Here is a 21,984-nt window from a genome sequence, read left to right as displayed (position 1 = left end):
ACAGACGTGGGGTTTTGCACCCCCACACCCGAGACATAAGTGGGGGTTTTGCACCCCCACACGCCCGCAGCATATTTTCCGCAAGAGGATGGGAAAAGTCAGGTGCCGCAGAAGGTTGCGGTGACTTCCTGATCTTTTGTCGGAGGGGTGATAAGGCGCGCGTCTTCCGGTGTTTCGAACGGGGTGGAGAGCGCGTGGCGGAGGGTTTCGAATGGGCCCATGTCGCCCGCGACGGCGGCCTGGATCATCTCTTCCACCAGATGGTTGCGCGGGATGACGGCGGGGTTGGTACGCCCCATCAAAGCATGGGCGTCGGGTTCGCTGGCCAGTCGGTCGTGCCAGCGCAGGGTCCAGTCGGTAAAGGCCTCTCGGTCCGCGATCTGGTCGCGGGCATTGTCCGTGAGCAAGGCATGGAACGTATTGGTGAAATCTGAGTTTCCGGCCTGCATCAGCGACAGCAGGTCCGAGATCAGCGCGCGATCCTCGGTCCGGGGGGCAGAAATACCGATTTTCGCCGCAAAGACCGCCAGCCATTCGGCGTCGATCAGGTCGGGCATGGCGTGGACCGCGGCGGTGAAATCGGGAATTGCGGCCTCGGGATCTGGCAATAGCGCCAGCAGGGCCGAGCCGAGTTTTGCCATGTTCCACGGCAGAATTTGCGGTTGGTTGTCATAGGCATAGCGCCCATATTGGTCGATCGAGCTGTAGACCGTTTGCGGGTGGTAGGCGTCCATAAAGGCACAGGGGCCGTAGTCGATGGTTTCACCGGAAATCGACGTGTTATCGGTGTTCATCACGCCATGGATGAAGCCCACACCCATCCAGTGTGCCACCAGCTTGGCCTGCCGTGCGATGACACCCTTGAGGAACATCAGCGGGTCCTTGGCCTGCGGATCGTGACGATCCACCGCGTAGTCGTAAAGCGCCTGTAAGGAGGCTTTGTCGCCCCGCGCCGCGAAATATTCGAAATGGCCCACGCGCAGGTGGCTGGAGGCGGTGCGCGTCAGCACCGCGCCCGGCAGGGCGGTTTCGCGCTGGATAGTGTCGCCTGTGCGAACGGCGGCCAAGGCGCGGGTGGTGGGGATGCCAAGGGCGTGCATCGCTTCACTGACCACGAATTCGCGCAGGACGGGGCCCATCCATGCGCGGCCATCGCCGTTGCGGGAATAGGGGGTGCGGCCCGATCCTTTCAGCTGAATGTCGCGGCGGATGCCCTGACGGTCGATGACCTCGCCCAGCAGGATCGCGCGGCCATCGCCGAGAGACGGAGAGAAGCCGCCAAACTGGTGCCCGGCATAGGCCATGGCCAGCGGGTCGGCGCCGTCGGGAATTGTGTTGCCGGCAAATGTTGCGGCGTCGGGGTCACCGGTAATTCCAAGCTCTTCTGCCAAAGGGGCGTTCCAGGCCAGCAAGGTCGGCGAGGTGACGGGCGTGGGGGCGACGCGGGTGAACAGGGCGTCCGGCAGGCGGGCGTAGCTGTTGTCGAAGGGGATGCGCAGGGTCATGGGGCAGAGGTAGGCACGATCCGCGCCCGCGTCCAGTGGTCACATCTGCTGTGTCATCAGCATATAGCGATCGCGCGGTTTGAACCCCTGACGTCGATAGATCATCTGGGTTTTCTCATCCTCCCGATCCACCTCCATATGCAGGGCGCGCATGCCTGAGTCTGCCAGAACCTTGGGCAATTGCTCTAGCACCTCGGTCGCGATGCCGCGGCCCCGCACGGCGGGGCGGACATAGATTTCATCGACAAAGCCTTCCATCCCGCCAAATTCGACAGACCAGCCGAAGGTGATGATGACATAACCAATGGGGGCGATGGTCGGGCCCATGATCCAGACGGCCCCGTATGGAGAGCCCTCGAGCAGCGGGGTCAGCGCCTGTGTGCGGTGATCGTCGTCGATCTTCAGCCCGTATTCGGCATGAAACGCGGACACCAGCGGCAGGAGACGCGGCAGGTCCGTGGCAGAGGCGAGGTGCAGCGCGGTCACAGGCGGGCCAATCTTTCTGTCAGCAGGTCGAAATAGCCCTGATCGTCGATGGTGCCCATGAACAGGGCATTGGGTTTGCGATCGGTGACGCCCCACCAATCCGCGACGGTCATGCCGCGGGTTAGGGGGGACTGGACCTCGATCTCGACGTTGATGTGGCGGCCCGAGAAGAGGTCGGGCCGGATCAGATAGGCCGTGACGCAGGGGTCGTGCAGGGGGGCGCCTTCGCTGCCGTATTTCTCTTTGTCGAAGCGTTCAAAGAAATCCGTCATCTCGGCCACCGCGACGCCTACCTTTGTCCCAAGGGCGCGGAAGGCGTCATTGCGGGCGGGAGTGACCAGCGACTTGTGCGTGATGTCCAGTGACATGACCACGATTGGTACGCCGGATTTAAAGACGATGTCGGCGGCTTCGGGATCGACGTAGATGTTGAACTCGGCCGCCGGGGTGATATTGCCGACCTCGAAATACGCGCCACCCATCAGGACGATTTCCTGCACCTTTTCAACGATGTCGGGCGCGCGTTCGAACGCCGTAGCAATGTTGGTCAGCGGCCCAAGGGGGCACAGCGTGACGGTCCCGGCGGGTTCCGCGCGGAGCGTGTCGATGATGAAATCGACGCCTTGCTGGTCCTGCAGGGGCATGGTTGGGTCGGGCAGTTTCGGGCCGTTCAGCCCGGTCTGGCCGTGGACGTGTTCTGCCGTCACCAGCTCTTTGGCCATGGGGCGATCGCAGCCCGCAAAGACCTTCACATCCGTCTTGCCCGCCAGTTCGCAGATGATGCGTGCGTTCTTGGAGGTCAGCGCCAGGGGCACGTTCCCGGCGACGGCTGTGATGCCCAGCACCTCGATCTCATCTGGGCTGGCAAGCGCCAGAAGGATGGCGACGGCGTCGTCCTGACCGGGGTCCGTATCGATGATGATTTTGCGGGGCATTTGCGTCCTGTTATCTGTGTCTGCCAAGCGTGGCGCGGGCCGCGGGGGATGTCCATGGGCATATGCAGATTGCGCGGGTTTGCGCAACGGTGCATGGTCGGATCAATGGCAAAAGCAGTTTATCTTCACGCAGGCGCACATCGGACGGGAACCTCGTCTTTTCAGATGTTTCTGTCGGCCAACAGCCCCGCGATCCGGGCCGCGGGCTATGATCTTGCCTATCCCGGTCGCGACGACATCCCGGGGGGGCGGCTGCGGCTGCGGTTGCCCGGGCCGGGGGATTATCTGCAAAACCATCTGGCCGAGATTCAGACGCCCGAGGCACAGGCGTTGATCCTAAGCGAAGAGAATATCCCCGGCTCTATGCGCCCATTCTTCAAGGGCGAGTTCTTTCCCGGTATCCGGCGTCGGCTGAAGATGCTGCGCGATGCCTTGCCGGGACCTGTCGCCCGCGTGCTGTACGTCGTGCGGCCCTATGATGAGTTGTTCGTGTCCGGCTATCGCAAATGGGCCGAAGACAATCCCGTGCCGCCATTCGACACGTTCATCGACGGGTTTCTAGGGCTGCAGGGTGGCTGGCCGCATGTGGTGTCGGCCTTGCGCGACGTCTTCGATCAGGCCGAGGTCGTAGTGCTGAGCTATGCCAACCGGGGCAGCAACGCCGAGCTTTTCCAACGGCTTGTGCCCGAAATGGCCGCGCAGTCGTGGGAGGAACCGCAGCGGCTGGTCAACCTGTCGGCGACCGATGCGGGGTTGATCGCGTTGCAGCAAATCTATGCAGAGGGGCGAGAGTTACGCCGCAAGGATTGGCAGGCCGTCATCGCGGACCACGCCAACCAGAAAGAACGGCTGGGTTTCGCGGCTTTTCCTGATGATGCGCGACAAATGCTGGTGGATCGCTATGCGCAGGATTTGGAAGATCTGGCGCAAATGTCCGGTGTAGAATTTCAAAAATAAAAACGGGCCATTACGGCCCGTTTTAAGAGTCGATTGTCAGCTTGGATCAGCCGTCGAAGTCAACGTCTTGGATCAGGTTCAGGGCCTGCGGGCGCAGGTTCGCCAGATCCATCAGGTTGGTATCGTCCGCGGTGAACTCTCCCCAGCCTTTGACAAGGTCGATCGCCTCGGTGCCCGGTGCGATGGGGTATTCATAGTTCGCCGCTGCATAGATTTCCTGCGCCTTCGGCGACACGAGGAATTCCATCAGCTTCAGCGCGTTTTCCTTGTTCGGCGCGGCCTTGGTCATCGCCACGCCCGAGATGTTGACGTGTGCGCCGCCATTTTCGAACGTCGGGAAAACGATGCGGACGCTGTCGGCCCATTCCTTCTGCTCTTCATCTTCCAGCATCTTGCCCATGTAATATGTGTTGCCGACCGAGATGTCGCATTCACCGGCCCAGATCGCCTTGACCTGTGCGCGGTCATTGCCCTGAGGCTTGCGGGCGAGGTTGGATTTCACGCCTTCCAGCCAAGTCTTGGCTTCTTCTTCGCCATGGTGATGGATCATCGCCGCGACCAGCGCCACGTTATAGGCGTTGGTGCCGGACCGGATGCAGATGCGGTCTTTCCACTTGGGGTCGGCAAGGTCTTCGTAGGTGGTGACTTCGCCATCGGCGACGCGATCCTTGGAGGCATAGACGATCCGCGCGCGGGTCGTCAGGCCCCACCAGTGACCATCGGGGTCGTGGTAGGCAGAGGGGACGTTTTCCGTCAACACGTCAGAGGTGACGGGCTGGGTCAGGCCGGCCTCAACCACCGCGGAAAGGCGAGAGATATCAACGGTGAACACCAGATCGGCCGGAGAGCGGTCGCCCTCGGCCTGAAGGCGTTCGACCATGCCTTTGTCCAGATGCGCGACGTTGACCTTGATGCCGGTTTCTTCGGTGAAGGCGTCGGTCAGGGGGGCCAGCAGTTCGGGCTGGCGGTAGGAATAGAGGTTAACCTCTTGCGCGGCGGCGGGCAGGGCCGTCAGGGCGATTGCGCCAGCAAGGGCAGAGGTACGGAGCGATAGCATGAAATCCTCGTTCGTTATGAGTCGCTGTTCGAGGTCGCTTAAACCTGAGTCTTTCGCTTAGGTCAATTCCAGATTATTTTAGTCGGGATTTTTCTTCGGCCTTTGCCGCATCCCACAGAGCGTCCATTTCTTCCAGATTGCTATCCGCTGGCGTCTTGGCCTGTTGGGCCAGCGCATCTTCGATCCGCCTAAAGCGGCGCGTGAATTTCGCATTGGCACCGCGCAGCGCGGCTTCTGGGTCGACGCCCATGTGACGCGCAAGGTTGGCCATGACGAACAGCAAATCGCCCATTTCTTCGACGACTTCTTCCGGGCCTAGCTGGTCCTTGGCCTCGATCAACTCGGCGGCTTCTTCCTGCATTTTCGCCAGAACCTGATCGGTCGACGGCCAGTCGAACCCGACCCGCGCGGCGCGTTTTTGCAGTTTGACCGCGCGCAACAGGGCGGGCAGGCCGACGGCCACGTCGTCCAACACGCCGGTCGCCCCTTTGGCCGCGCGTTCCGCGGCCTTTACCTTTTCCCAGTCGCGGGTCTGTTGATCGGCGGATTTGTCCCGGCTTTCATCGCCGAACACATGCGGATGGCGGCTGATCATCTTTGAGGCAACTTCGTCTGCCACATCAGAAAAGCTGAAATGTCCCTCTTCTTCAGCCATTTGGCTATGAAAGACGACCTGAAGCAGGAGGTCCCCCAACTCTCCGCGTAACTCATCCATCGCGCCACGTTCAATCGCATCAGCCACTTCATAAGCTTCTTCGATCGTGTAGGGCGCGATGGTGGCGTAGGTCTGTTCCACATCCCACGGGCAGCCCGTGTCGGGATCGCGCAGGCGGCGCATGATGGCCAGCAATTGGTCCATGCCCTTGGGGACATCGTGGATCGGATCGGTCTTTGCGGTGTCTGTCTTTGCGGTGTCGGGCATTGCGGGTCTCGTCACTTTGCGATTTGGTGCCAAGGTGGCCAGTGCCGACACAGGAGTCCAGTCAATGCCCGTTATCAATCGTATCGCCGGTTTCGCTGACGACATGGTCGGCTGGCGGCGTCATCTGCACCAGCATCCCGAGCTTGGGTTCGACTGTTATCAGACCGCGGCCTTTGTGGCGGAACGGTTGCGGGAATTCGGCGTGGACGAGATTCACGAAGGCATCGCCAAGACCGGGCTGGTGGCGTTGATTAAAGGGAAGGGCGACGGCGGGGTCATTGGCTTGCGCGCCGATATGGACGCGTTGCCAATCGAAGAAGCGACGGGGGCGGACCATGCCTCGACCATCCCGGGCAAGATGCACGCCTGTGGGCATGACGGACATACGACGATGCTGCTGGGGGCGGCAAAGTATCTGGCCGAGACGCGGAATTTCAGCGGCACCGTGGCCTTGATCTTTCAGCCCGCCGAAGAGGATGGCGGCGGCGGCGGTGTCATGGTCGACGAAGGCATCATGGATCGGTTCGGGATCGAACAGGTCTATGCCATCCACAATGTGCCGGGCTTTCCGGCGGGGATGTTTATGACGGGGCCGGGCCCCGTGCTCGCCGCGGTCGACACGTTCCATATTCATATCAAGGGGATAGGCGGTCACGCTGCGAACCCTCACGAAACCCGCGATCCGATTGTCTGTGCCGTGGCCATGGTTCAGGCGATCAACACCATCGTGTCGCGCAACATCTATGCGCGGGACGAGCTTGTGGTGTCGGTCACGCAAATCCACGCCGGATCGGCCGAGAATGTGATCGCCGACAAGGCCTATATCAACGGCACCGTGCGGACCTTTGATCCCAAGGTGCAGGATCAGGTCGAAGGGCGTTTGACCGAGATCGTCGCGGGCCAAGCGGCGGCTTTCGGGGTTGAAGCACGGCTGGAGTATGATCGGCATTACCCCGCGACCGTGAATGATATCGCCAAGTCCGAATTCGCGGCCGAGGTGGCGCGCGACGTGTCGGATCAGGTGATTTATCAGGAAGGGCGCGAGATGGGCGCCGAAGATTTTTCCTACATGCTTCAGGCGAGGCCCGGGGCCTTCATGATGCTGGGGCAGGGCGAAGACAGCGCTGGCCTGCATCAGCCCGAATATGATTTCAACGACGACGTCGCCCCCATCGGCGCGTCCTACTTCGTGCGTCTGGTCGAACGCGCGCAACCACTGAGGTAACCCATGGCCCTAGAAGACGCTAAAACCAAGATCGACGATGCGTTTACCCGCGATGACTTGCGCGGGTTGAGCTATGAGAACGCCTTTGCCGGGGCCACGTCCTTTCTGCGGCGGAAATATACCAAGGATCTGCGTGGCTTCGATCTGGCAGTCACGGGCGTGCCCTTCGATCAGGCGGTGACGAACCGGACTGGGACGCGGTTCGGGCCCAGGGCGATCCGAGAGGCCTCGACCCTGCAGCCTTATGATCCGCCCTACGGCTGGGGTTTTGATCCTTTGTCGGAATTCGCGGTGGCGGATTACGGTGATCTGGCCTTCGATTATGCCAAGGTGTGGGAATTTCCCGATGCGCTTCAGGCGCATATCGCGGGGATGCTGGCGCAGGATGTGGGCACGATCACGCTTGGCGGCGATCACTTCATCACCCTGCCGATCCTGAAGGCGCATGTAGAGAAATATGGGCCACTGGCGCTGATCCAGTTCGATGCGCATTCCGATACCTGGCAGGACGACGATATGGAGCGGATCGACCACGGAACCTTTGTCTACAAGGCCGCCAAGCTGGGCCTGATCGACGTGGACCGATCGGTCCAGATCGGCATCCGCACGGTCTGTGACGACCACTGCGGCATCCATGTGATCGACGCGGCCGAGGTGCATCGCACCGGCACGGAGGCGGTGGCCGAGAAGGTACGCGGGATCGTGGGCGATGCGCAGGCCTATCTGACCTTTGACATCGACTGTCTGGACCCGGCGTTTGCCCCCGGCACCGGCACGCCCGTTTGGGGTGGGCTGAGTTCGGCGCAGGCGGCAGCGATCCTGCGCGGCATCGCGGGGGTCAACCTGACCGGCGGGGACGTGGTCGAGGTGTCGCCCCCCTTCGATCACGGCAATATCACCGCAGTCGCAGGGGCGCATGTGGCTATGGAGATTGCCTGCCTTTGGGGGTGGACCCGGCGGTAAGCCACTGGACTGCCTCCGGCGGGGATATTTTCAGGACCAAAGAAGATGCGGGCCCGCGTACAGGATGCGTCAGGATGTGGCGGGGATTTCCGTGGCGGCGTTGGGTCGCGCTCTCTTGCAATCCCCCCGTGCCGCCCATAGGTTCCGCCAAACCTTGCGGATCCCCGCGTCTTTAAGAAGGAACACCCCATGGAAGGTGGCGCAGTCGCCCAGTTTCTCCCGCTTATCCTGATCTTCGCGATCATGTATTTCCTGTTGATCCGTCCTCAGCAAAAGAAGCTGAAAGACCATCAGGCGATGGTGAATGCCGTGCGTCGGGGCGATCTGGTCGTCACGCAGGGCGGGATCGTCGGCAAGGTCGTCAAGGTTCGCGAAGACGGTGAAGTCGAGGTCGAGATCTCGGAAGGCGTCAAGGTGCGCGTCATCAAGTCGACCCTTGCGGACGTCAAATCCAAGACGGAACCGGCAGACGCCAACTGATCCAATTAGGGTAGAGGGGCCGCGATATGCTGCAGATCGATCTGTGGAAACGTATCCTGATCTGGGGCATTGTCGCTGCTGGCCTGTTGTTGGCCGCACCGAATGCCTTTTATTCCAAGGTAGAAAGCTACAACGACGCGGTCGCGGTCGGCCAGCCCGGTGAGGGCTGGGTCGATTGGCTGCCTTCGGGTCTTGTGAACCTTGGTCTGGACCTGCGGGGCGGTGCACATCTGCTGGCCGAAGTGCAGGTCGAAGACGTCTATGCCGCGCGGATGAAGGGCCTGTGGCCCGAAGTGCGGAACCGTCTGCGCGATGCACGGTCCACTGTTGGGACGATCCGTCTGCAAGAGGGGCCCGAAGACGAATTGCGCGTTCGCGTGTCCAATGCGGATGCAGTTGGCGAAGCGGCCAGCATCGTGCGTGACATCGCCCGCCCGGTCACCAGCCTGACGGGCGCTGGACAATCCGACATCGTGGTCAGGACCCAAGGCGATCTGATCATCGTCAGCCTGTCCGAGGCAGAGCGTCTGGCCACCGACGACCGCACTGTGCGGCAATCGCTGGAAATCATTCGTCGCCGGATCGACGAGGTCGGCACCCGCGAACCCACCATTCAGCGGCAGGGCGCGGACCGCATCCTGATTCAGGTGCCGGGCATCGGCTCGGCCTCTGAGTTGAAAGATATCATCGGCACCACCGCCCAGCTGACGTTCCAGCCGGTTGTCCGCCGCACGTCCGACGAGTCTGCCGTCGCAGGTCCCGGTAACGAGCTGCTGCCGTCGCTGGACGAAGAGGGGCAGTTCTACGTTCTGGAAGACACGCCTGTCGTGACCGGGGATGAGCTGGTCGATGCGCAGCCGTCCTTTGATCAGAACGGCCGCCCGGCCGTGTCCTTCCGGTTCAACCCGGCAGGTGCGCGCAAATTCGGCGATTATACCGCCAACAATATCGGCAATCCGTTTGCCATCGTGCTGGACAGCGAAGTCATCAGCGCGCCCGTGATTCAAAGCCATATTCCCGGCGGATCGGGCATCATCACCGGCAACTTCAGCGTCGAGGAATCGACCAACCTTGCCGTTCTGCTGCGCGCCGGTGCCCTGCCTGCGGGGCTGGAGTTTCTGGAAGAGCGGACGATCGGGCCGGAACTGGGTGCCGACTCGATTCAGGCGGGCAAGATCGCCTGTATCGTTGCGGGCATCGCGGTGCTGGTGTTTATGTTCCTGTCCTATGGGCTGTTCGGCATCTTTGCCAATATCGCGCTGGTTCTGAACGTCGGGCTGATCTTTGGCCTACTGTCGATGATCGGCGCCACGCTGACCCTGCCGGGGATCGCGGGGATCGTTCTGACGATCGGTATGGCGGTGGATGCGAACGTTCTGGTGTTCGAACGTATCCGCGAGGAATTGAAATCGGCCAAAGGTCCGGCGCGGGCGATTGAGCAGGGGTATGAGCGCGCGCTGTCGGCGATTGTCGATGCGAACATCACGACCTTCATCATCGCGCTGATCCTGTTCGTTCTGGGCTCTGGGCCGGTGCGCGGGTTCTCGATCACGCTTGGGATCGGGATTATCACCTCGGTCTTTACGGCGATCTGGGTGACCCGTCTGCTGATCGTGACGTGGTTCGACCGCGCCCGCCCGAAAAAGATTGAGGTGTAAGATGCGGCTAAGACTGGTTCCCCAGGACACCAACTGGGATTTCTTCAAGTATCGCACCGCGACCTTCGGGGTGTCCTTGGTGATGATGGTCGCGTCGCTTGCGCTGTGGCTGACCATGGGCCTGAACTTCGGGATCGACTTCCGGGGAGGGACGACGATCCGGACCCAATCCGAACAGGCGGTCGACGTGGGCGTTTATCGTGATGCGATTGCCCCGCTGGAGCTTGGCGATGTCTCGATCTCCGAAGTGTTCGACCCGTCGTTCGCGGCGGATCAGCACGTGGCAATGATCCGCATTCAGGCGCAGGACGCTCAGGAAAGCGTCAGTGGCGATACCATCGACAGCGTCGAACAGGCGTTGCAGGGCGTGGACGACACGATCCGCTTTACCCAAGTCGAATCGGTTGGCCCCAAAGTGTCGGGTGAGTTGATCCAGACGGCCGTTCTTGCGGTGGCGGCGGCACTTGCAGCGATCCTTTTCTACATCTGGTTGCGGTTCGAATGGCAGTTTTCTGTGGGCGCGGTGGCAGCGCTGTTTCATGACGTGCTGATCACCATCGGGGTGTTTTCCCTGCTGCAGATCCGGTTCGATCTGGCGACCATCGCGGCGCTGCTGACGATCATCGGCTATTCGATCAACGATACGGTGGTGATCTTCGACCGGCTTCGTGAAAACCTGCGCAAGTACAAGACCAAGCCCTTGCAGGACGTGATGAACCTCAGCGTCAACGAAACGCTGTCCCGGACTCTGATGACCTCTGGCACCACGCTGATCGCTTTGATCGCGCTGTTGGTGCTGGGCGGCGACGTGATCCGCGGGTTCGTCTTTGCGATCACTTGGGGTGTTATCATCGGGACCTATTCGTCCGTTTACGTCGCCAAGAACATCGTGCTGTGGCTGGGCGTGAAACGCGACTGGTCCAAGCCGTCGGACACCACTGGAAACCAATTCGCGAACATCGATGCCTGAGGCCCTGACCTCGGCGCTTCAGACGCCGGGGTTGGTCTGGCTGGCGGTGGCCTATGGCATCGCCGGTCTGGTGCGGGGGTTCACGGGCTTTGGCACGGCGCTGATCGTGATGCCGGTGGCGGCGCTGTTGCTGCCGGTGCCCGTGGCGATCCTTTTGCTGTCCGTCACAGGCTTCGCCTCTTGGCCATCCATGCTGCCGCGGGCCCTGCGCAATGCTGACAAACGTCAGGTCGCCGTTCTGGCAGGCGCGGCGCTGATCACCATGCCGCTTGGCATGTGGGCGCTGTCGGTGCTGCCACGTGACCTGCTGCGCTGGCTGGTGTCGATTGCGGCGGCGGTGACGCTGCTGGCGCTGATCACCGGCTGGCGGTATCGGGGCAGGGTGGGTTGGCCCGGCCTTGGCGCCATCGGTGGCACGGCTGGTGTGCTGGGCGGGGCCACGGGGCTGACCGGTCCGCCGGTGATCCTCTTTTACCTCGCCGGGCCTTCAGGGGCCGAGGCGGTGCGCGCCAACACGATCCTGTTTCTCGCCGCGCTTGAGGTTGGAATCATCGCCAACCTTTTCGCGCGTGATCTGGTCACGATTGACGCCCTTTGGCTTGGACTGGTGCTGGCTCTGCCTTATGTCCTTGGCATCACCATCGGTCAGGCGCTGTTCGATCCGGCGCGGGAACGGACCTTTCGCGCGCTGGCCTATATCGTGATCGGGCTGGCCATCCTGACCGGCCTGCCACTTTTCGACTAAGGAGGCCAAATGCTGCTGAACGAAATCGACTATGGTAAGGCTCGCCCCATCGACGGCTATGGCCCCGGCTTCTTCCGGGTTGGCGATCAGGTACATGACGCCCCGATCCTCGTCACCGCCGACCGTGTCACCGCATGGACAGGCTATGATGATCCCGCAGCGATCATGGCGCTCAAGGGCCAGATCGACGTGCTCTTTGTCGGCACCGGACCCGACATGGCCTATGTGCCGCAAGCCTTTCGCGACGCGGTCGAGGCGGCCGGTATCGGGGTCGAACCCATGACCAGCCCTGCCGCCTGCCGCACCTACAACGTGCTGCTGAGCGAAGGGCGTCGCGTGGCCGCCGCGCTCTTTTCTGCCTGAGCCTGCTTCTTTGGTCCGATAAATATTCCTGGGGGTTTGGGGGCAAAGCCCCCAAGGCATGGCCCGCCACCCCTTGCCAAACCAGCGAAATCAGGTAACCCAACCGCATGAGTTTCAAGGTTGTCGATCTGGGTGTGTCCCGCGGGGGCGTGCCGGTGCTGGAAGGCGTAAATTTCGCCGCCGAACCGGGCGAGGCTATCGTGCTGACCGGCCCCAACGGGGTGGGCAAGACCACGCTGTTGCGCACCATCGCCAAATTGCAGCCGCCCTACACCGGCAAGGTCATTGTGCCCGACACGGATGCCATCGCTTATGCGGGCCATGCCGACGGGATCAAGACGGTGCTGAGTGTCACGGAAAACCTGAGCTTCTGGGCCAAGGTCTATGGCCACGACGATATCTCGGACGCGCTCAGCACGTTCAACCTGACCGATCTGGCCAACCGCGCGGCGGGCAGCCTGTCTGCGGGGCAGAAACGCCGCCTTGGGCTGGCGCGTCTGGCCGTGACGGGCCGCCCGATCTGGGTGCTGGATGAACCGACCGTGTCGCTCGACAAAGCGTCGGTCTCGATGTTCGGCGATGCTGTGCGCGCGCATCTGGCAGGCGGCGGCACCGCCATCATCGCCAGCCACATCGACATGGGGCTAGAGGTGCGCGTGGTCGATCTGACCCCGTTTCGCGCCCGCGCCACCGTCGCCCGAAACTTTGACGAGGCGTTTTTATGATCGCCCTCATGATGCGCGATATTCGTCTGGCCGTGCGCGCCGGGGGCGGGTTCGGACTTGGGCTGGCCTTTTTCCTGATCGTGGTCGTGCTGGTCCCCTTCGCTATCGGGCCAGAGGTCGCGCTCTTGTCGCGGATCGCGCCCGGCGTGCTCTGGCTGGGGGCGCTTTTGGCCTGCCTGCTGTCGCTGGACCGTATCTTTGCGCTGGATCGCGAAGACGGATCGCTGGACCTGATCGCCACCTCTCCGCTGCCATTAGAGGGCGTGTCGTCGGTCAAGGCCTTGGCGCATTGGATCACGACCGGTTTGCCCCTGGTGATCGCCGCCCCGGTTCTGGGGGTCCTTTTGTCGCTGCCGCCGCAGGGGAACCTGTGGCTGGTTGTGTCGCTGCTACTGGGCACGCCGGCGCTGTCGGTCATCGGAACCTTCGGCGCGGCCCTGACGGTGGGGATCAAGCGGGGCGGGCTGCTCTTGTCGCTTTTGGTCCTGCCGCTGTATGTGCCGACGCTGATTTTCGGGGCCGAGGTCGCGCGTCTGGGCGCCGAAGGTCTGGCCTTGGAAACCCCGCTGATTTTGCTGACAGCCGTGACCTGCGTCACCGTGGCCCTGTTGCCCTTTGCCAGCGCCGCGGTACTACGTATGAACTTGCGATAATGTGAATGTCTGTCGCGCGGGAGAGAGGGTAGAAACGGCACATGGCCTCGATCTGGGAATATGCCAATCCGAAAAAGTTCATCGCCACGGTGGACCGTGTGCTGCCCTTCGTGGCGGCGCTGGCCGCGGCTGCGCTGATCATCGGGTTGGTCTGGGGGTTCTTTTTCACCCCGGACGACTACAAACAGGGTTCGACCGTCAAGATCATCTATCTGCACGTGCCGTCCGCGCTGATGGCGATCAATGCATGGATCATGATGTTGGTCGCGTCGTTGATCTGGCTGGTGCGCCGCCATCACGTCTCGGCGCTGGCAGCGCGCGCGGCCGGGCCCGTGGGCGCGGTGATGACCGTGATCGCGCTGGTGACCGGGGCGATCTGGGGTCAGCCGATGTGGGGCACATGGTGGGCGTGGGATCCGCGGCTGACGTCCTTTCTGATCCTGTTCCTCTTCTACCTCGGCTATATCGCGCTGTGGTCCGCGATTGAAAACGACGACACGGCGGCTGACCTGACATCGGTCCTGTGCATCGTCGGCTCGGTCTTCGCGGTGTTGTCGCGCTATGCGGTGAACTTCTGGAACCAAGGTCTGCACCAAGGCGCATCCCTGTCCTTGGACAAAGAGGAAAACGTGGCCGATGTCTTCTATCACCCGCTTCTGATGTCGATCGGAGGCTTTGTTCTGCTGTTCCTCGCGCTGGTACTGCTGCGCACCCGGACCGAAATCCGGGCCCGGCGCACGCGGGCGCTCTTGGCGCGTGAAAGGATGGTCTGATGCCTGATCTTGGGAAATACGCCGACGCGGTGTTGTCGTCTTATGCCGTGTCGCTGGTGTTGCTGGTGGCCTTGATCGCGCTGAGCATTGCGCGGTCGCGCCGCGTCGCGCGAGAGTTGCACGAGGTCGAGGAGCGCGTGAAACATGGCTAAGGTCCCATGGCTTATGCTGATCCCGCCCGCGGCCTTCGCGGGCCTTGCAGCGGCGTTTTTCGTCGGTCTGCAGCGCGATGATCCCGACCAGCTGCCCTCGGCCCTTGCCGGGAAACAGGCGCCCGCGGTCGTGCTGGAAACGCTTGGGACCCTGCCGGGGTTCGACGACGGCTCGCTCCGGAACGGAGAGGTTAAACTGGTTAACTTCTGGGCCTCGTGGTGCGCACCCTGCCGGGTGGAACACCCCAACCTGACCGCGCTGGCGGCAGAGGGGATTGAGGTGCTGGGCGTCAACTACAAGGACCAGCCCGACAAGGCGCTTGGGTTCCTGGAGGAGCTTGGCAATCCATACGCTGGCGTCGGGGCTGACCCACAGGGGCGCATGGCGCTGAACTGGGGTCTTTATGGCGTGCCGGAAACCTACGTGATCGACGGGGACGGCACCATCATTCTGCGCTTCGCTGGTCCAATCACGCAGCGGGTGATCGAAAGCGATATCCGACCTGCGCTGGCCAAGGCGGCGGCTAATTGATCTGACCGGGGTGGTGGGGGCTTTGCCCCCGTCCTGCGGACTCCCCCAGGGATGTTTACAGGACCAAAGAAGACATGGGCGCTGCGCCCAAGTCTTTTCGGTGTCTTAGGCCGTTTCTGCCTGACGGCGAGCGGCGGCGGCTTCCAGATCCAGATGACCGCGCAGACCCTGCGGCATATCAAGCGCGTGGGACAATGCATCAAGGTAGGCCTGTTCCTGCGCGGTGTCCGGGTCGATGGCGAGGGCCGAGGCGAGGTAAATCTCGGCCTTCTGTTCCGTCGTGCGGGCCAGCCCCGCAATTGCGGCAGGGTCCGCAGGGGCTGCGAAGTAGTCGAACATCGCGGCCTTTTCGGCAGAGCCTAAGCCAAGGTCGTCGATCCGTGCGTGGATGCGGGCGTGTTCGTCGGCGTCGATGTGATCGTCGGACTTGGCCGCCGAAATCATCGCGCGCATGACCGACAGGCGGAAATCCTGTCCGCTGGCATCGGTATCGTTTTCCAGATCGAAACCGCTGTCCGCCGGGGGGCGAGGCAGGCTAAGCGGATCGGCTTCCTGACCTGAAGGCTGCTGGGTCTGCCAGTCGCGATAGGCCTTGTAGGCCAACCCACCAACTGCTGCGAGGCCGCCGTATTTCAGGGCTTTACCACCTAGTTTGCGGCCCTTCTTGGTCCCCAACAGCAACGCAACCAGACTGCCCGCAGCGGCCCCACCGGCCAAACCCTGGGGCAAACCAGATGCCCGCGCGGCAGCTTGACCGGAGGGCGCGCTACCGCCTGTCTTGGGACCAAGGAATTCATTCAGAAGGCGGTTCACGTCCATTCGGGTTACCCTTTCATTGCTATGCCCGACCGAGGTAGGAACCCAAGCTGACAGCTTCAAGACAGATCGCAAGACTGTCAAAGGCGACGCAGGATCAAGGTGCCGCGCCTCTGGCTTCTTCTGGTGTCAAATACCCTCGGGGGACGCCGAAGGCGGGGGGCAGAGCCCCCTTTGACCTCTCACATCATGCGATCCCATTGGCGGCCTGCGCTTTGCGGACAAGGTCGAGGATTGGCTTCGCCGCTTGTGAAACGTGTTGGACCGCCTAGCCAAAGCGACTGGAGACGGCGAAGGGGCGCGATCACAGATTGGCGGGGGCCAACGAAAAAGGCCGGTCACTGGGACCGGCCTTTTCAATCTTGTCTTGGAAACGATCAGCTGGCTTTGGCCAGATCGCGCAGCACGTAGTGCAGAACGCCACCGTGTTCGATGTATTCGATCTCGATCGCGGTATCGATCCGGCACTTCAGCGTGATTTCCTTAGTCGAGCCGTCACCCATGGTGATGGTGCAGGGCACTTCCTGCAGAGGCTTGATCGCGTCGAGGCCAGAGATCGAAACCGTCTCGTCGCCCTTCAGACCAAGGGTCTTGCGGGTGTCGCCGCCGGTGAATTCGAACGGGATCACGCCCATGCCAACCAGGTTGGAGCGGTGGATACGTTCAAAGTTCTCGGCGATGACGGCCTTGACGCCCAGCAGCGCAGTGCCTTTGGCCGCCCAGTCACGGGAAGACCCCGCGCCGTACTGCTCACCACCGAAGATGACGAGGGGCGTGCCCTGTTCTTCGTAGGCCATGGCGGCGTCGTAGATCGAGGTCTGTTCGCCATCGGGGCCTTTGGTGTAGCCGCCTTCGACGCCATCCAGCATCTCGTTCTTGATGCGGATGTTGGCGAAGGTGCCGCGCATCATGACCTCGTGGTTACCACGACGCGAGCCGTACGAGTTGAACTCGCGCACGGGCACCTGATGCTCCAGCAGGTACTGACCTGCGGGGGTGGTGTCTTTGAATGACCCTGCGGGCGAAATGTGGTCGGTGGTGACCATGTCGCCGAGGATAGCCAGAACCTTGGCACCTTCGATGTTCGAAATCGTGCCGGGGTTTTGGGACATGCCCTGGAAGTAGGGCGGGTTCTGAACGTAGGTCGAGGAGGCAGGCCAATTGTAGGTCTCAGAGTCCGTGGTTTCCACGCCCTGCCATTTGTCGTCACCCTTGAAGACGTCAGCGTATTTGGAGCTGAACATGTCGCGGGTCACGGTCTTTTCGACAAGATCGGCGATTTCCTTCTGCGACGGCCATATGTCTTTCAGGTAGACGTCGTTGCCGTCCTTGTCCTGACCGATCACGTCCTTGGCGATGTCGACGTTCATGTCGCCAACCAGCGCATAGGCCACGACCAGCGGCGGAGAGGCGAGGTAGTTGGCGCGAACATCCGGAGAAATACGGCCTTCGAAGTTCCGGTTACCAGAGAGCACCGAGGTCGCGACCAGATCGTAATCGTTGATCGCCTTGGAGATCGGAGCCTCAAGCGGGCCAGAGTTACCGATACAGGTGGTGCAGCCGTAGCCGACAAGGTTGAAGCCCACTGCGTCGAGGTCTTCCTGCAGGCCTGCGGCCTCCAGATAGGCGGACACGACCTGAGAGCCGGGGGCCAGCGAGGTTTTCACCCAAGGCTTGCGGTTCAGGCCCAGTTCGCGTGCCTTACGGGCCACAAGACCGGCGCCGATCATCACATAGGGGTTCGAGGTGTTGGTGCAGGAGGTGATCGAGGCGATCACGATCGAGCCGTCGTGCAGCTGATGCGCGTTGCCGTCTTCGTCCTTGTACCAGCCCTTCTGGTGGCTGCCCTCATCGCCGGGGATGTCACGGGGTTCCGGCGCGCCGCCTTCACCTTCCCAACGCACTTCTTCCTTGGCCGAGGCGTCTTTGCCTTCGCGCAGGCCTTTGATGAACTTACCGAACGCGGAGGCCGCGCTGTCCAGTGCGATGTAGTCCTGCGGGCGTTTCGGGCCCGAGATGGCGGGAACGATGGTGCCCATGTCCAGCGACAGGGTGTCCGTGTAGATGGGGGCGTAATCCGCAGACCGCCAGAAACCGTTTTCTTTGGCGTAGGCTTCGACCAGCGCGATGGTTTCTTCGTCGCGGCCCGAGTTTTTCAGGTACCGCAGGGTTTCGTCGTCGATCGGGAAGAAGCCACAGGTTGCGCCGTATTCCGGGGCCATGTTGGCGATGGTTGCGCGGTCGGCCAGCGGCAGGTTGTCGAGGCCTTTGCCGTAGAATTCCACGAACTTGTTCACCACGCCTTTTTCGCGCAGCATTTCGACGACCTTCAGAACAAGGTCGGTCCCGGTGGTGCCTTCGACCATTTCGCCGGTCAGCTCAAAACCGATGACCTCGGGGATCAGCATCGAGATCGGCTGACCCAGCATGGCGGCTTCGGCCTCAATCCCGCCGACGCCCCAGCCCAGAACGGCCAAGCCGTTGACCATGGTGGTGTGGCTGTCGGTGCCGACCAGCGTGTCGGGGTAGGCGACCATATCACCGTTCTGGTCTTTGTCGGACCAGACGGTTTTCGCCAGATATTCCAGGTTCACCTGGTGGCAGATGCCGGTGCCCGGCGGCACGACGCGGAAGTTTTCAAACGCGCCCTGACCCCACTTGAGGAACTGGTAACGCTCCATGTTCCGCTCGTATTCGCGGTCCACGTTCATCTGGAAGGCGCGCGGGTTGCCAAACTCGTCGATCATGACCGAGTGGTCGATGACCAGATCAACGGGGTTCAGCGGGTTGATCTTCTGGACGTCGCCGCCCAGACCCTTGATGCCGTCACGCATGGCGGCAAGGTCGACAACGGCGGGAACGCCGGTAAAGTCCTGCATCAGAACGCGGGCAGGGCGGTAGGCGATTTCGGTCGGGTTCTTGCCGCCTTTTTTGCCCCAGTCGGAAAATGCCTTGATGTCGTCGGTCGAGACGGTCTTGCCGTCTTCGAAACGCAGCATGTTTTCCAGCACGACCTTCAGCGCGGCGGGCAGCTTGGAAAACTCGCCCAGGCCAGCCTCTTCGGCGGCGGGGATGGAATAATAAGCATAGGAGGAAGACCCGACCTTGAGCGTACGACGCGTCTTGGCGGTGTCCTGTCCGACGGTAATGGGCATGGTGGCTCCCTTTCGGATTGGGGGGTATAGCTGCGATGCTTCTGCCCCATTGACGCGGCTCAATCAAGGGGGTGCAATGCAAAATGTGTACCATTGTATACTAAAATCAGGCCGTGCTGCGACGTGCCAAAGCGTGTCCTTCTGATCGCGCTGGCCCGAGTTCTCGAAACGTTGATTGGTTATTACATAGGTCATTGGCTAGGTATGACCTGAACAAAAGCAAGACATGAGGACGTGCATGTTCCGTCGCACAGGCTTAGCCGCGTTGATAATGCTGGGATTTTCCGTAGGTGCGGCCCCGGCACAAGACACCCAGGACGCGCCTGTCGTGGTCGAGCTGTTCACCTCTCAGGGGTGTTCGTCCTGTCCGCCTGCCGATGCCTTTCTGGCCTTGCTGGCCCCGCGCGATGACGTGATCGCCCTTGGCATTCACGTGGATTACTGGGATTACATCGGCTGGAAAGACGTCTTTGGATCGCCTGCTTTTTCAGCACGCCAGAAGGCCTATGCCAAGGCTGCCAAGCGGCGCGCGATCTACACGCCGCAAATGATCATCGACGGGCAGGCCGACGTGGTGGGCAACCACCCGATGGACGTGACCGATCAGATCACCCGCTTCCGCGAACAGCCGACCCGCGTCAGCCTGACGATCGAGCGTGCCGGAAATGATCACGTCAGCATCAATGCCCACAGCGATGAGGCCTTCACCGCCCCGCTGGTGGTGCAGGTGGTGCGCTACATGCCCGAAGCGCATGTGGAAATCACGCGCGGCGAAAACGCCGGGCACAAGCTGACCTATGCGAATATCGTGACAGACTGGCAGATCGTCGGTGAATGGGACGTGTCAGAGCCCTACACCGCGCAGGTCAAGGCCGAAGGGCCGCAACCGGTGGTCGTGCTGATCCAGCAAAAAGGCCCCGGTCGGATCGAAGCGGCGGCGCGTCTGCGTTAATCGGCGCTTTCCGGCGCGCGCCACGGTTTCCAGCGACGGTGTATCCACAGCCATAACCCGGGGTGTTGCCTGACCTGCGCCTCGAGCGAGTCGTTGATGCGCTGGCCCATGTCTTCTTCGGTGGTGTGGGGGATCGGTGCCTCAAACAGCAGCCGGAAACTCAGCCCGTCGGGCTGACGGATGCCATAGCAGGGAATGACCACCGCGTTCAGCCGCAGGGCCATGTTCGGGATCGACAGGGCCGTCAGGGCGGTTTCACCAAAGAATGTCAAAGGTGCGCCATTGTCGAAATGCTGGTCCGTCAGCAGGGCCATGATGTTGCCCTGACGGGTGAATTTCATCATCTCGGCCAGACCGCGGCGACCACGGGGGAAGACCGGCTCGGACGTCTGGGCGATGGCTTTGACATATTGCCGGTTGAAGTAGATGTTGTTTAGCGGACGATACAGCCCGCCCACCTGACCATACCGCTGCGCCACAAACGCGCGCACCGCATCATAATTGCCAAAATGGCCCGAGATCAGGAAGACCGGGTGCCCTTCGTCCTGCGCCTGAACCAGCGCGTCCCAGCCGGGGCCTTCTGGCGTGATATCGCTCAGGCGTTTTTTGAAATCCTCGCCCGAATAGATCTCGATCAGCGTGCGGCCTGCGTTGTCGGGAACCGCGCGGGTCAGGCGGCGCACCTCGTCCGGGGCCATGTCGGGCCAGACCAGCGCCAGATTTTCCCGGATGCGTTTCGGCCAGCCCGCCAAGGGGCCAACGACATTTGCCACCAGCCATCCGGTCAGCGGCACGCGCACCTTGTAGGGCAGGGCCAGCGCCAGACGCACGATCCCGGACTGGGCCAGATGGGCCAGATACATCCGCGTGCGGCGGCCAAGGGGAAGGTCGCGTGGTTCCATAGGTTAGCGCGGTTTTTTCGTCTTCATGCTGGCCACGGCGGGCGCGGTCTGGGTTTCGCGGTACCAGACATATAGGCCAGAAGCGACGATGATAAGGGCGCCGATCACGGTCCAGACGTCAGGGAATTCGCCAAAGAAGATCACGCCCCAGATCGTCGCGAAGATCAGGCCGGAATAGGCAAAAGGCGCCAGCATCGCGGCCTCGCCCGCAGTGAAGGCGCGGATCAACAGCAGCTGCCCCGTGGTGCCGATCACCGCCAGCGCAGCCATCAGGCCAAGGGTTTCCAGATCGGGCGTCTGCCAGTTGAAAACAACGAGGGCCGAGATGATGATGGATCCCAACATCGCGGCGTAGAACAATGATGTCCAAGGGTCTTCGCGGTGGCCGACGTACCGCGTGGCAAGGCTGTAGGACGCGTAGAAGACCGCCGCTGCCAAGGGATAGATCGCCGTCCATGAAAACACGCCAAGGCCCGGGCGGATCACGATCAGCGCCCCGATCATTGACGCCGCGATGCCCAGCAAGCGGCGCGGTCCAAGACGTTCCCCAAGGAAGATCGCCGCGCCAAGCGTGATCAGAACCGGGTTAATGTCCATGATGGCGGTGTTTTCGGCCAGTCCCATGACGGACAGCCCCATGAAGAAGGTCGCCGTGGCACAAAGCAGAAAGATCGACCGCAGAAACTGCATCCTCGGAAAATTCGTCTGGGCGACGCTGCGCAGGCGGGGCGCGACGAGGATGATGACAATGATCATCTGGCCCGTGTAGCGCGCCCAAAGCGCCATCATCGGCGAGGTGCGCATCGAGATTGCCTTGGCCATCGCGTCCATTGACGTGAACAGGAAAATCGCCCCGATCATCAGAAGGATCGCGCGGTTCTGTGGCGAAAGGCGGGCCCACATGTCAGCGCACCGGATTTTGCAGGAGGGTCGTCATGGCCAAACCCTTAGGCCGGGGGCAGAGCGGCGTCTAGGGGGATCGACCCTTGAGCGACATGAGGAGGCGCTCGGAGGCGCGCGATGCGGACTGATGCGTTCCGCCAAATTCGGGGATTCGC

23 protein-coding genes are annotated in these 21,984 nt (G+C 61.9%); 14 read left to right on the top strand and 9 right to left on the bottom strand.

The features are described 5' to 3' along the window. Nucleotides 1-98: 98 nt before the first annotated feature. Genes ACI3GR_RS18650 through ACI3GR_RS18640 form a run of 3 tightly spaced genes read right to left on the bottom strand, consistent with a single transcriptional unit; the run spans nt 99 to nt 2,926 of the window. The gene (locus ACI3GR_RS18650) at nt 99-1,505 is read right to left on the bottom strand and encodes a protein adenylyltransferase SelO (RefSeq protein ID WP_407496603.1); all 1,407 of its coding nucleotides are present in this window, start codon (nt 1,503-1,505) and stop codon (nt 99-101) included. Nucleotides 1,506-1,544: 39 nt separating this feature from the next. After that, nucleotides 1,545-1,991, bottom strand: coding sequence for a GNAT family N-acetyltransferase (locus ACI3GR_RS18645; protein ID WP_407496602.1), 447 nt, complete (start codon nt 1,989-1,991; stop codon nt 1,545-1,547). Then, nucleotides 1,988-2,926: a nucleoside hydrolase gene (locus tag ACI3GR_RS18640; RefSeq protein WP_407496601.1), complete on the bottom strand. Its 939-nt coding sequence runs from the start codon at nt 2,924-2,926 to the stop codon at nt 1,988-1,990. The genes ACI3GR_RS18645 and ACI3GR_RS18640 overlap by 4 nt, the downstream gene beginning before the upstream one ends. A gap of 105 nt (nt 2,927-3,031) precedes the next feature. Between ACI3GR_RS18640 and ACI3GR_RS18635 the strand changes: the two genes are divergently transcribed. After that, entirely contained in the window at nt 3,032-3,883 is an 852-nt protein-coding gene (locus tag ACI3GR_RS18635) for a hypothetical protein (RefSeq protein WP_407496599.1), read from the top strand. A gap of 46 nt (nt 3,884-3,929) precedes the next feature. Here the strand turns inward: ACI3GR_RS18635 and ACI3GR_RS18630 are convergent, their stop codons facing one another. Continuing rightward, nucleotides 3,930-4,940, bottom strand: coding sequence for a Fe(3+) ABC transporter substrate-binding protein (locus ACI3GR_RS18630; protein ID WP_407496598.1), 1,011 nt, complete (start codon nt 4,938-4,940; stop codon nt 3,930-3,932). Nucleotides 4,941-5,013: 73 nt separating this feature from the next. Continuing rightward, nucleotides 5,014-5,862: a nucleoside triphosphate pyrophosphohydrolase gene (mazG, locus tag ACI3GR_RS18625; protein WP_407496596.1), complete on the bottom strand. Its 849-nt coding sequence runs from the start codon at nt 5,860-5,862 to the stop codon at nt 5,014-5,016. A 64-nt stretch (nt 5,863-5,926) separates the two neighbouring features. Here mazG and ACI3GR_RS18620 point away from each other — a divergent pair, with 64 nt between their 5' ends. The 12 genes from ACI3GR_RS18620 (at nt 5,927) to ACI3GR_RS18565 (ending at nt 15,101) form a co-directional block, all read left to right on the top strand. Continuing rightward, entirely contained in the window at nt 5,927-7,087 is a 1,161-nt protein-coding gene (locus ACI3GR_RS18620) for a M20 aminoacylase family protein (protein WP_407496594.1), read from the top strand. A 3-nt stretch (nt 7,088-7,090) separates the two neighbouring features. Beyond that, the gene (gene speB, locus ACI3GR_RS18615; RefSeq protein WP_407496592.1) at nt 7,091-8,050 is read left to right on the top strand and encodes an agmatinase; all 960 of its coding nucleotides are present in this window, start codon (nt 7,091-7,093) and stop codon (nt 8,048-8,050) included. Between the two features lie 189 nt (nt 8,051-8,239). Then, entirely contained in the window at nt 8,240-8,530 is a 291-nt protein-coding gene (gene yajC / locus ACI3GR_RS18610) for a preprotein translocase subunit YajC (protein ID WP_407496591.1), read from the top strand. Nucleotides 8,531-8,556: 26 nt separating this feature from the next. After that, nucleotides 8,557-10,188 carry a protein translocase subunit SecD gene (secD, locus tag ACI3GR_RS18605; protein ID WP_407496589.1) on the top strand — a complete coding sequence of 544 codons (1,632 nt, stop codon included), beginning with the start codon at nt 8,557-8,559 and terminating at the stop codon, nt 10,186-10,188. 1 nt (nt 10,189) lies between these two features. Further along, nucleotides 10,190-11,158, top strand: a complete 969-nt coding sequence (gene secF, locus ACI3GR_RS18600) for a protein translocase subunit SecF (RefSeq protein WP_407496587.1) — start codon at nt 10,190-10,192, stop codon at nt 11,156-11,158. After that, on the top strand, nt 11,151-11,903 hold the full coding sequence (locus ACI3GR_RS18595) for a TSUP family transporter (protein WP_407496586.1): 753 nt from the start codon (nt 11,151-11,153) through the stop codon (nt 11,901-11,903). Before secF ends, ACI3GR_RS18595 begins: the two co-directional genes overlap by 8 nt. Nucleotides 11,904-11,912: 9 nt before the next feature. Further along, a complete protein-coding gene (locus ACI3GR_RS18590; protein WP_407496584.1) occupies nt 11,913-12,266 on the top strand; it encodes an Mth938-like domain-containing protein in 354 nt (117 codons plus the stop codon). Between the two features lie 107 nt (nt 12,267-12,373). Beyond that, nucleotides 12,374-12,991 carry a heme ABC exporter ATP-binding protein CcmA gene (ccmA, locus tag ACI3GR_RS18585; protein ID WP_407496582.1) on the top strand — a complete coding sequence of 206 codons (618 nt, stop codon included), beginning with the start codon at nt 12,374-12,376 and terminating at the stop codon, nt 12,989-12,991. Next, nucleotides 12,988-13,644 carry a heme exporter protein CcmB gene (ccmB, locus tag ACI3GR_RS18580; protein WP_407496580.1) on the top strand — a complete coding sequence of 219 codons (657 nt, stop codon included), beginning with the start codon at nt 12,988-12,990 and terminating at the stop codon, nt 13,642-13,644. The genes ccmA and ccmB overlap by 4 nt, the downstream gene beginning before the upstream one ends. Before the next feature lie 41 nt (nt 13,645-13,685). Next, on the top strand, nt 13,686-14,417 hold the full coding sequence (locus ACI3GR_RS18575) for a heme ABC transporter permease (protein WP_407496579.1): 732 nt from the start codon (nt 13,686-13,688) through the stop codon (nt 14,415-14,417). Continuing rightward, nucleotides 14,417-14,569, top strand: a complete 153-nt coding sequence (gene ccmD / locus ACI3GR_RS18570; protein ID WP_407496577.1) for a heme exporter protein CcmD — start codon at nt 14,417-14,419, stop codon at nt 14,567-14,569. The genes ACI3GR_RS18575 and ccmD overlap by 1 nt, the downstream gene beginning before the upstream one ends. Beyond that, nucleotides 14,562-15,101, top strand: coding sequence for a DsbE family thiol:disulfide interchange protein (locus tag ACI3GR_RS18565; RefSeq protein ID WP_407496575.1), 540 nt, complete (start codon nt 14,562-14,564; stop codon nt 15,099-15,101). Before ccmD ends, ACI3GR_RS18565 begins: the two co-directional genes overlap by 8 nt. A gap of 105 nt (nt 15,102-15,206) precedes the next feature. Here the strand turns inward: ACI3GR_RS18565 and ACI3GR_RS18560 are convergent, their stop codons facing one another. After that, on the bottom strand, nt 15,207-15,920 hold the full coding sequence (locus ACI3GR_RS18560; RefSeq protein ID WP_407496573.1) for a tellurite resistance TerB family protein: 714 nt from the start codon (nt 15,918-15,920) through the stop codon (nt 15,207-15,209). A gap of 374 nt (nt 15,921-16,294) precedes the next feature. Then, complete coding sequence (gene acnA, locus ACI3GR_RS18555) at nt 16,295-19,072, bottom strand: aconitate hydratase AcnA (protein WP_407496571.1); 2,778 nt, start codon at nt 19,070-19,072, stop codon at nt 16,295-16,297. Nucleotides 19,073-19,310: 238 nt separating this feature from the next. Here acnA and ACI3GR_RS18550 point away from each other — a divergent pair, with 238 nt between their 5' ends. Further along, on the top strand, nt 19,311-20,024 hold the full coding sequence (locus ACI3GR_RS18550) for a DUF1223 domain-containing protein (RefSeq protein WP_407496569.1): 714 nt from the start codon (nt 19,311-19,313) through the stop codon (nt 20,022-20,024). On the opposite strand, the gene ACI3GR_RS18545 is transcribed toward ACI3GR_RS18550, so the two are convergent. Beyond that, nucleotides 20,021-20,926 (bottom strand): lysophospholipid acyltransferase family protein, encoded by a 906-nt coding sequence (locus ACI3GR_RS18545; RefSeq protein WP_407496567.1) that lies wholly within the window; start codon nt 20,924-20,926, stop codon nt 20,021-20,023. The two genes, ACI3GR_RS18550 and ACI3GR_RS18545, sit on opposite strands and share 4 nt — an antisense overlap. Nucleotides 20,927-20,929: 3 nt before the next feature. Then, the gene (locus ACI3GR_RS18540; protein WP_407496565.1) at nt 20,930-21,829 is read right to left on the bottom strand and encodes a DMT family transporter; all 900 of its coding nucleotides are present in this window, start codon (nt 21,827-21,829) and stop codon (nt 20,930-20,932) included. Nucleotides 21,830-21,984: the final 155 nt, after the last annotated feature.

Origin of the sequence: Pseudooceanicola aestuariicola, assembly GCF_045763785.1 — a bacterium.
Lineage (GTDB): Bacteria > Pseudomonadota > Alphaproteobacteria > Rhodobacterales > Rhodobacteraceae > Pseudooceanicola.
The sequence above is the reverse complement of the archived record's forward strand: the minus strand, read 5'-3'. Positions and strand labels throughout refer to the sequence as shown.

Excerpts from the sequence above, each read along its gene's own strand:
- ACI3GR_RS18595 (WP_407496586.1), top strand. The coding sequence starts at position 11,151 with ATGCCTGAGGCCCTGACCTCGGCGCTTCAGACGCCGGGGTTGGTCTGG.
- secD (WP_407496589.1), top strand. The coding sequence starts at position 8,557 with ATGCTGCAGATCGATCTGTGGAAACGTATCCTGATCTGGGGCATTGTC.
- ACI3GR_RS18575 (WP_407496579.1), top strand. The coding sequence starts at position 13,686 with ATGGCCTCGATCTGGGAATATGCCAATCCGAAAAAGTTCATCGCCACG.
- mazG (WP_407496596.1), bottom strand. The coding sequence starts at position 5,862 with ATGCCCGACACCGCAAAGACAGACACCGCAAAGACCGATCCGATCCAC.
- ccmB (WP_407496580.1), top strand. The coding sequence starts at position 12,988 with ATGATCGCCCTCATGATGCGCGATATTCGTCTGGCCGTGCGCGCCGGG.
- ACI3GR_RS18650 (WP_407496603.1), bottom strand. The coding sequence starts at position 1,505 with ATGACCCTGCGCATCCCCTTCGACAACAGCTACGCCCGCCTGCCGGAC.
- ccmA (WP_407496582.1), top strand. The coding sequence starts at position 12,374 with ATGAGTTTCAAGGTTGTCGATCTGGGTGTGTCCCGCGGGGGCGTGCCG.
- ACI3GR_RS18620 (WP_407496594.1), top strand. The coding sequence starts at position 5,927 with ATGCCCGTTATCAATCGTATCGCCGGTTTCGCTGACGACATGGTCGGC.
- ACI3GR_RS18565 (WP_407496575.1), top strand. The coding sequence starts at position 14,562 with ATGGCTAAGGTCCCATGGCTTATGCTGATCCCGCCCGCGGCCTTCGCG.
- ACI3GR_RS18560 (WP_407496573.1), bottom strand. The coding sequence starts at position 15,920 with ATGGACGTGAACCGCCTTCTGAATGAATTCCTTGGTCCCAAGACAGGC.
- ACI3GR_RS18540 (WP_407496565.1), bottom strand. The coding sequence starts at position 21,829 with ATGTGGGCCCGCCTTTCGCCACAGAACCGCGCGATCCTTCTGATGATC.
- secF (WP_407496587.1), top strand. The coding sequence starts at position 10,190 with ATGCGGCTAAGACTGGTTCCCCAGGACACCAACTGGGATTTCTTCAAG.
- ACI3GR_RS18640 (WP_407496601.1), bottom strand. The coding sequence starts at position 2,926 with ATGCCCCGCAAAATCATCATCGATACGGACCCCGGTCAGGACGACGCC.
- yajC (WP_407496591.1), top strand. The coding sequence starts at position 8,240 with ATGGAAGGTGGCGCAGTCGCCCAGTTTCTCCCGCTTATCCTGATCTTC.
- ACI3GR_RS18635 (WP_407496599.1), top strand. The coding sequence starts at position 3,032 with ATGGCAAAAGCAGTTTATCTTCACGCAGGCGCACATCGGACGGGAACC.
- ACI3GR_RS18590 (WP_407496584.1), top strand. The coding sequence starts at position 11,913 with ATGCTGCTGAACGAAATCGACTATGGTAAGGCTCGCCCCATCGACGGC.
- speB (WP_407496592.1), top strand. The coding sequence starts at position 7,091 with ATGGCCCTAGAAGACGCTAAAACCAAGATCGACGATGCGTTTACCCGC.
- ccmD (WP_407496577.1), top strand. The coding sequence starts at position 14,417 with ATGCCTGATCTTGGGAAATACGCCGACGCGGTGTTGTCGTCTTATGCC.
- ACI3GR_RS18545 (WP_407496567.1), bottom strand. The coding sequence starts at position 20,926 with ATGGAACCACGCGACCTTCCCCTTGGCCGCCGCACGCGGATGTATCTG.
- ACI3GR_RS18630 (WP_407496598.1), bottom strand. The coding sequence starts at position 4,940 with ATGCTATCGCTCCGTACCTCTGCCCTTGCTGGCGCAATCGCCCTGACG.
- acnA (WP_407496571.1), bottom strand. The coding sequence starts at position 19,072 with ATGCCCATTACCGTCGGACAGGACACCGCCAAGACGCGTCGTACGCTC.
- ACI3GR_RS18550 (WP_407496569.1), top strand. The coding sequence starts at position 19,311 with ATGTTCCGTCGCACAGGCTTAGCCGCGTTGATAATGCTGGGATTTTCC.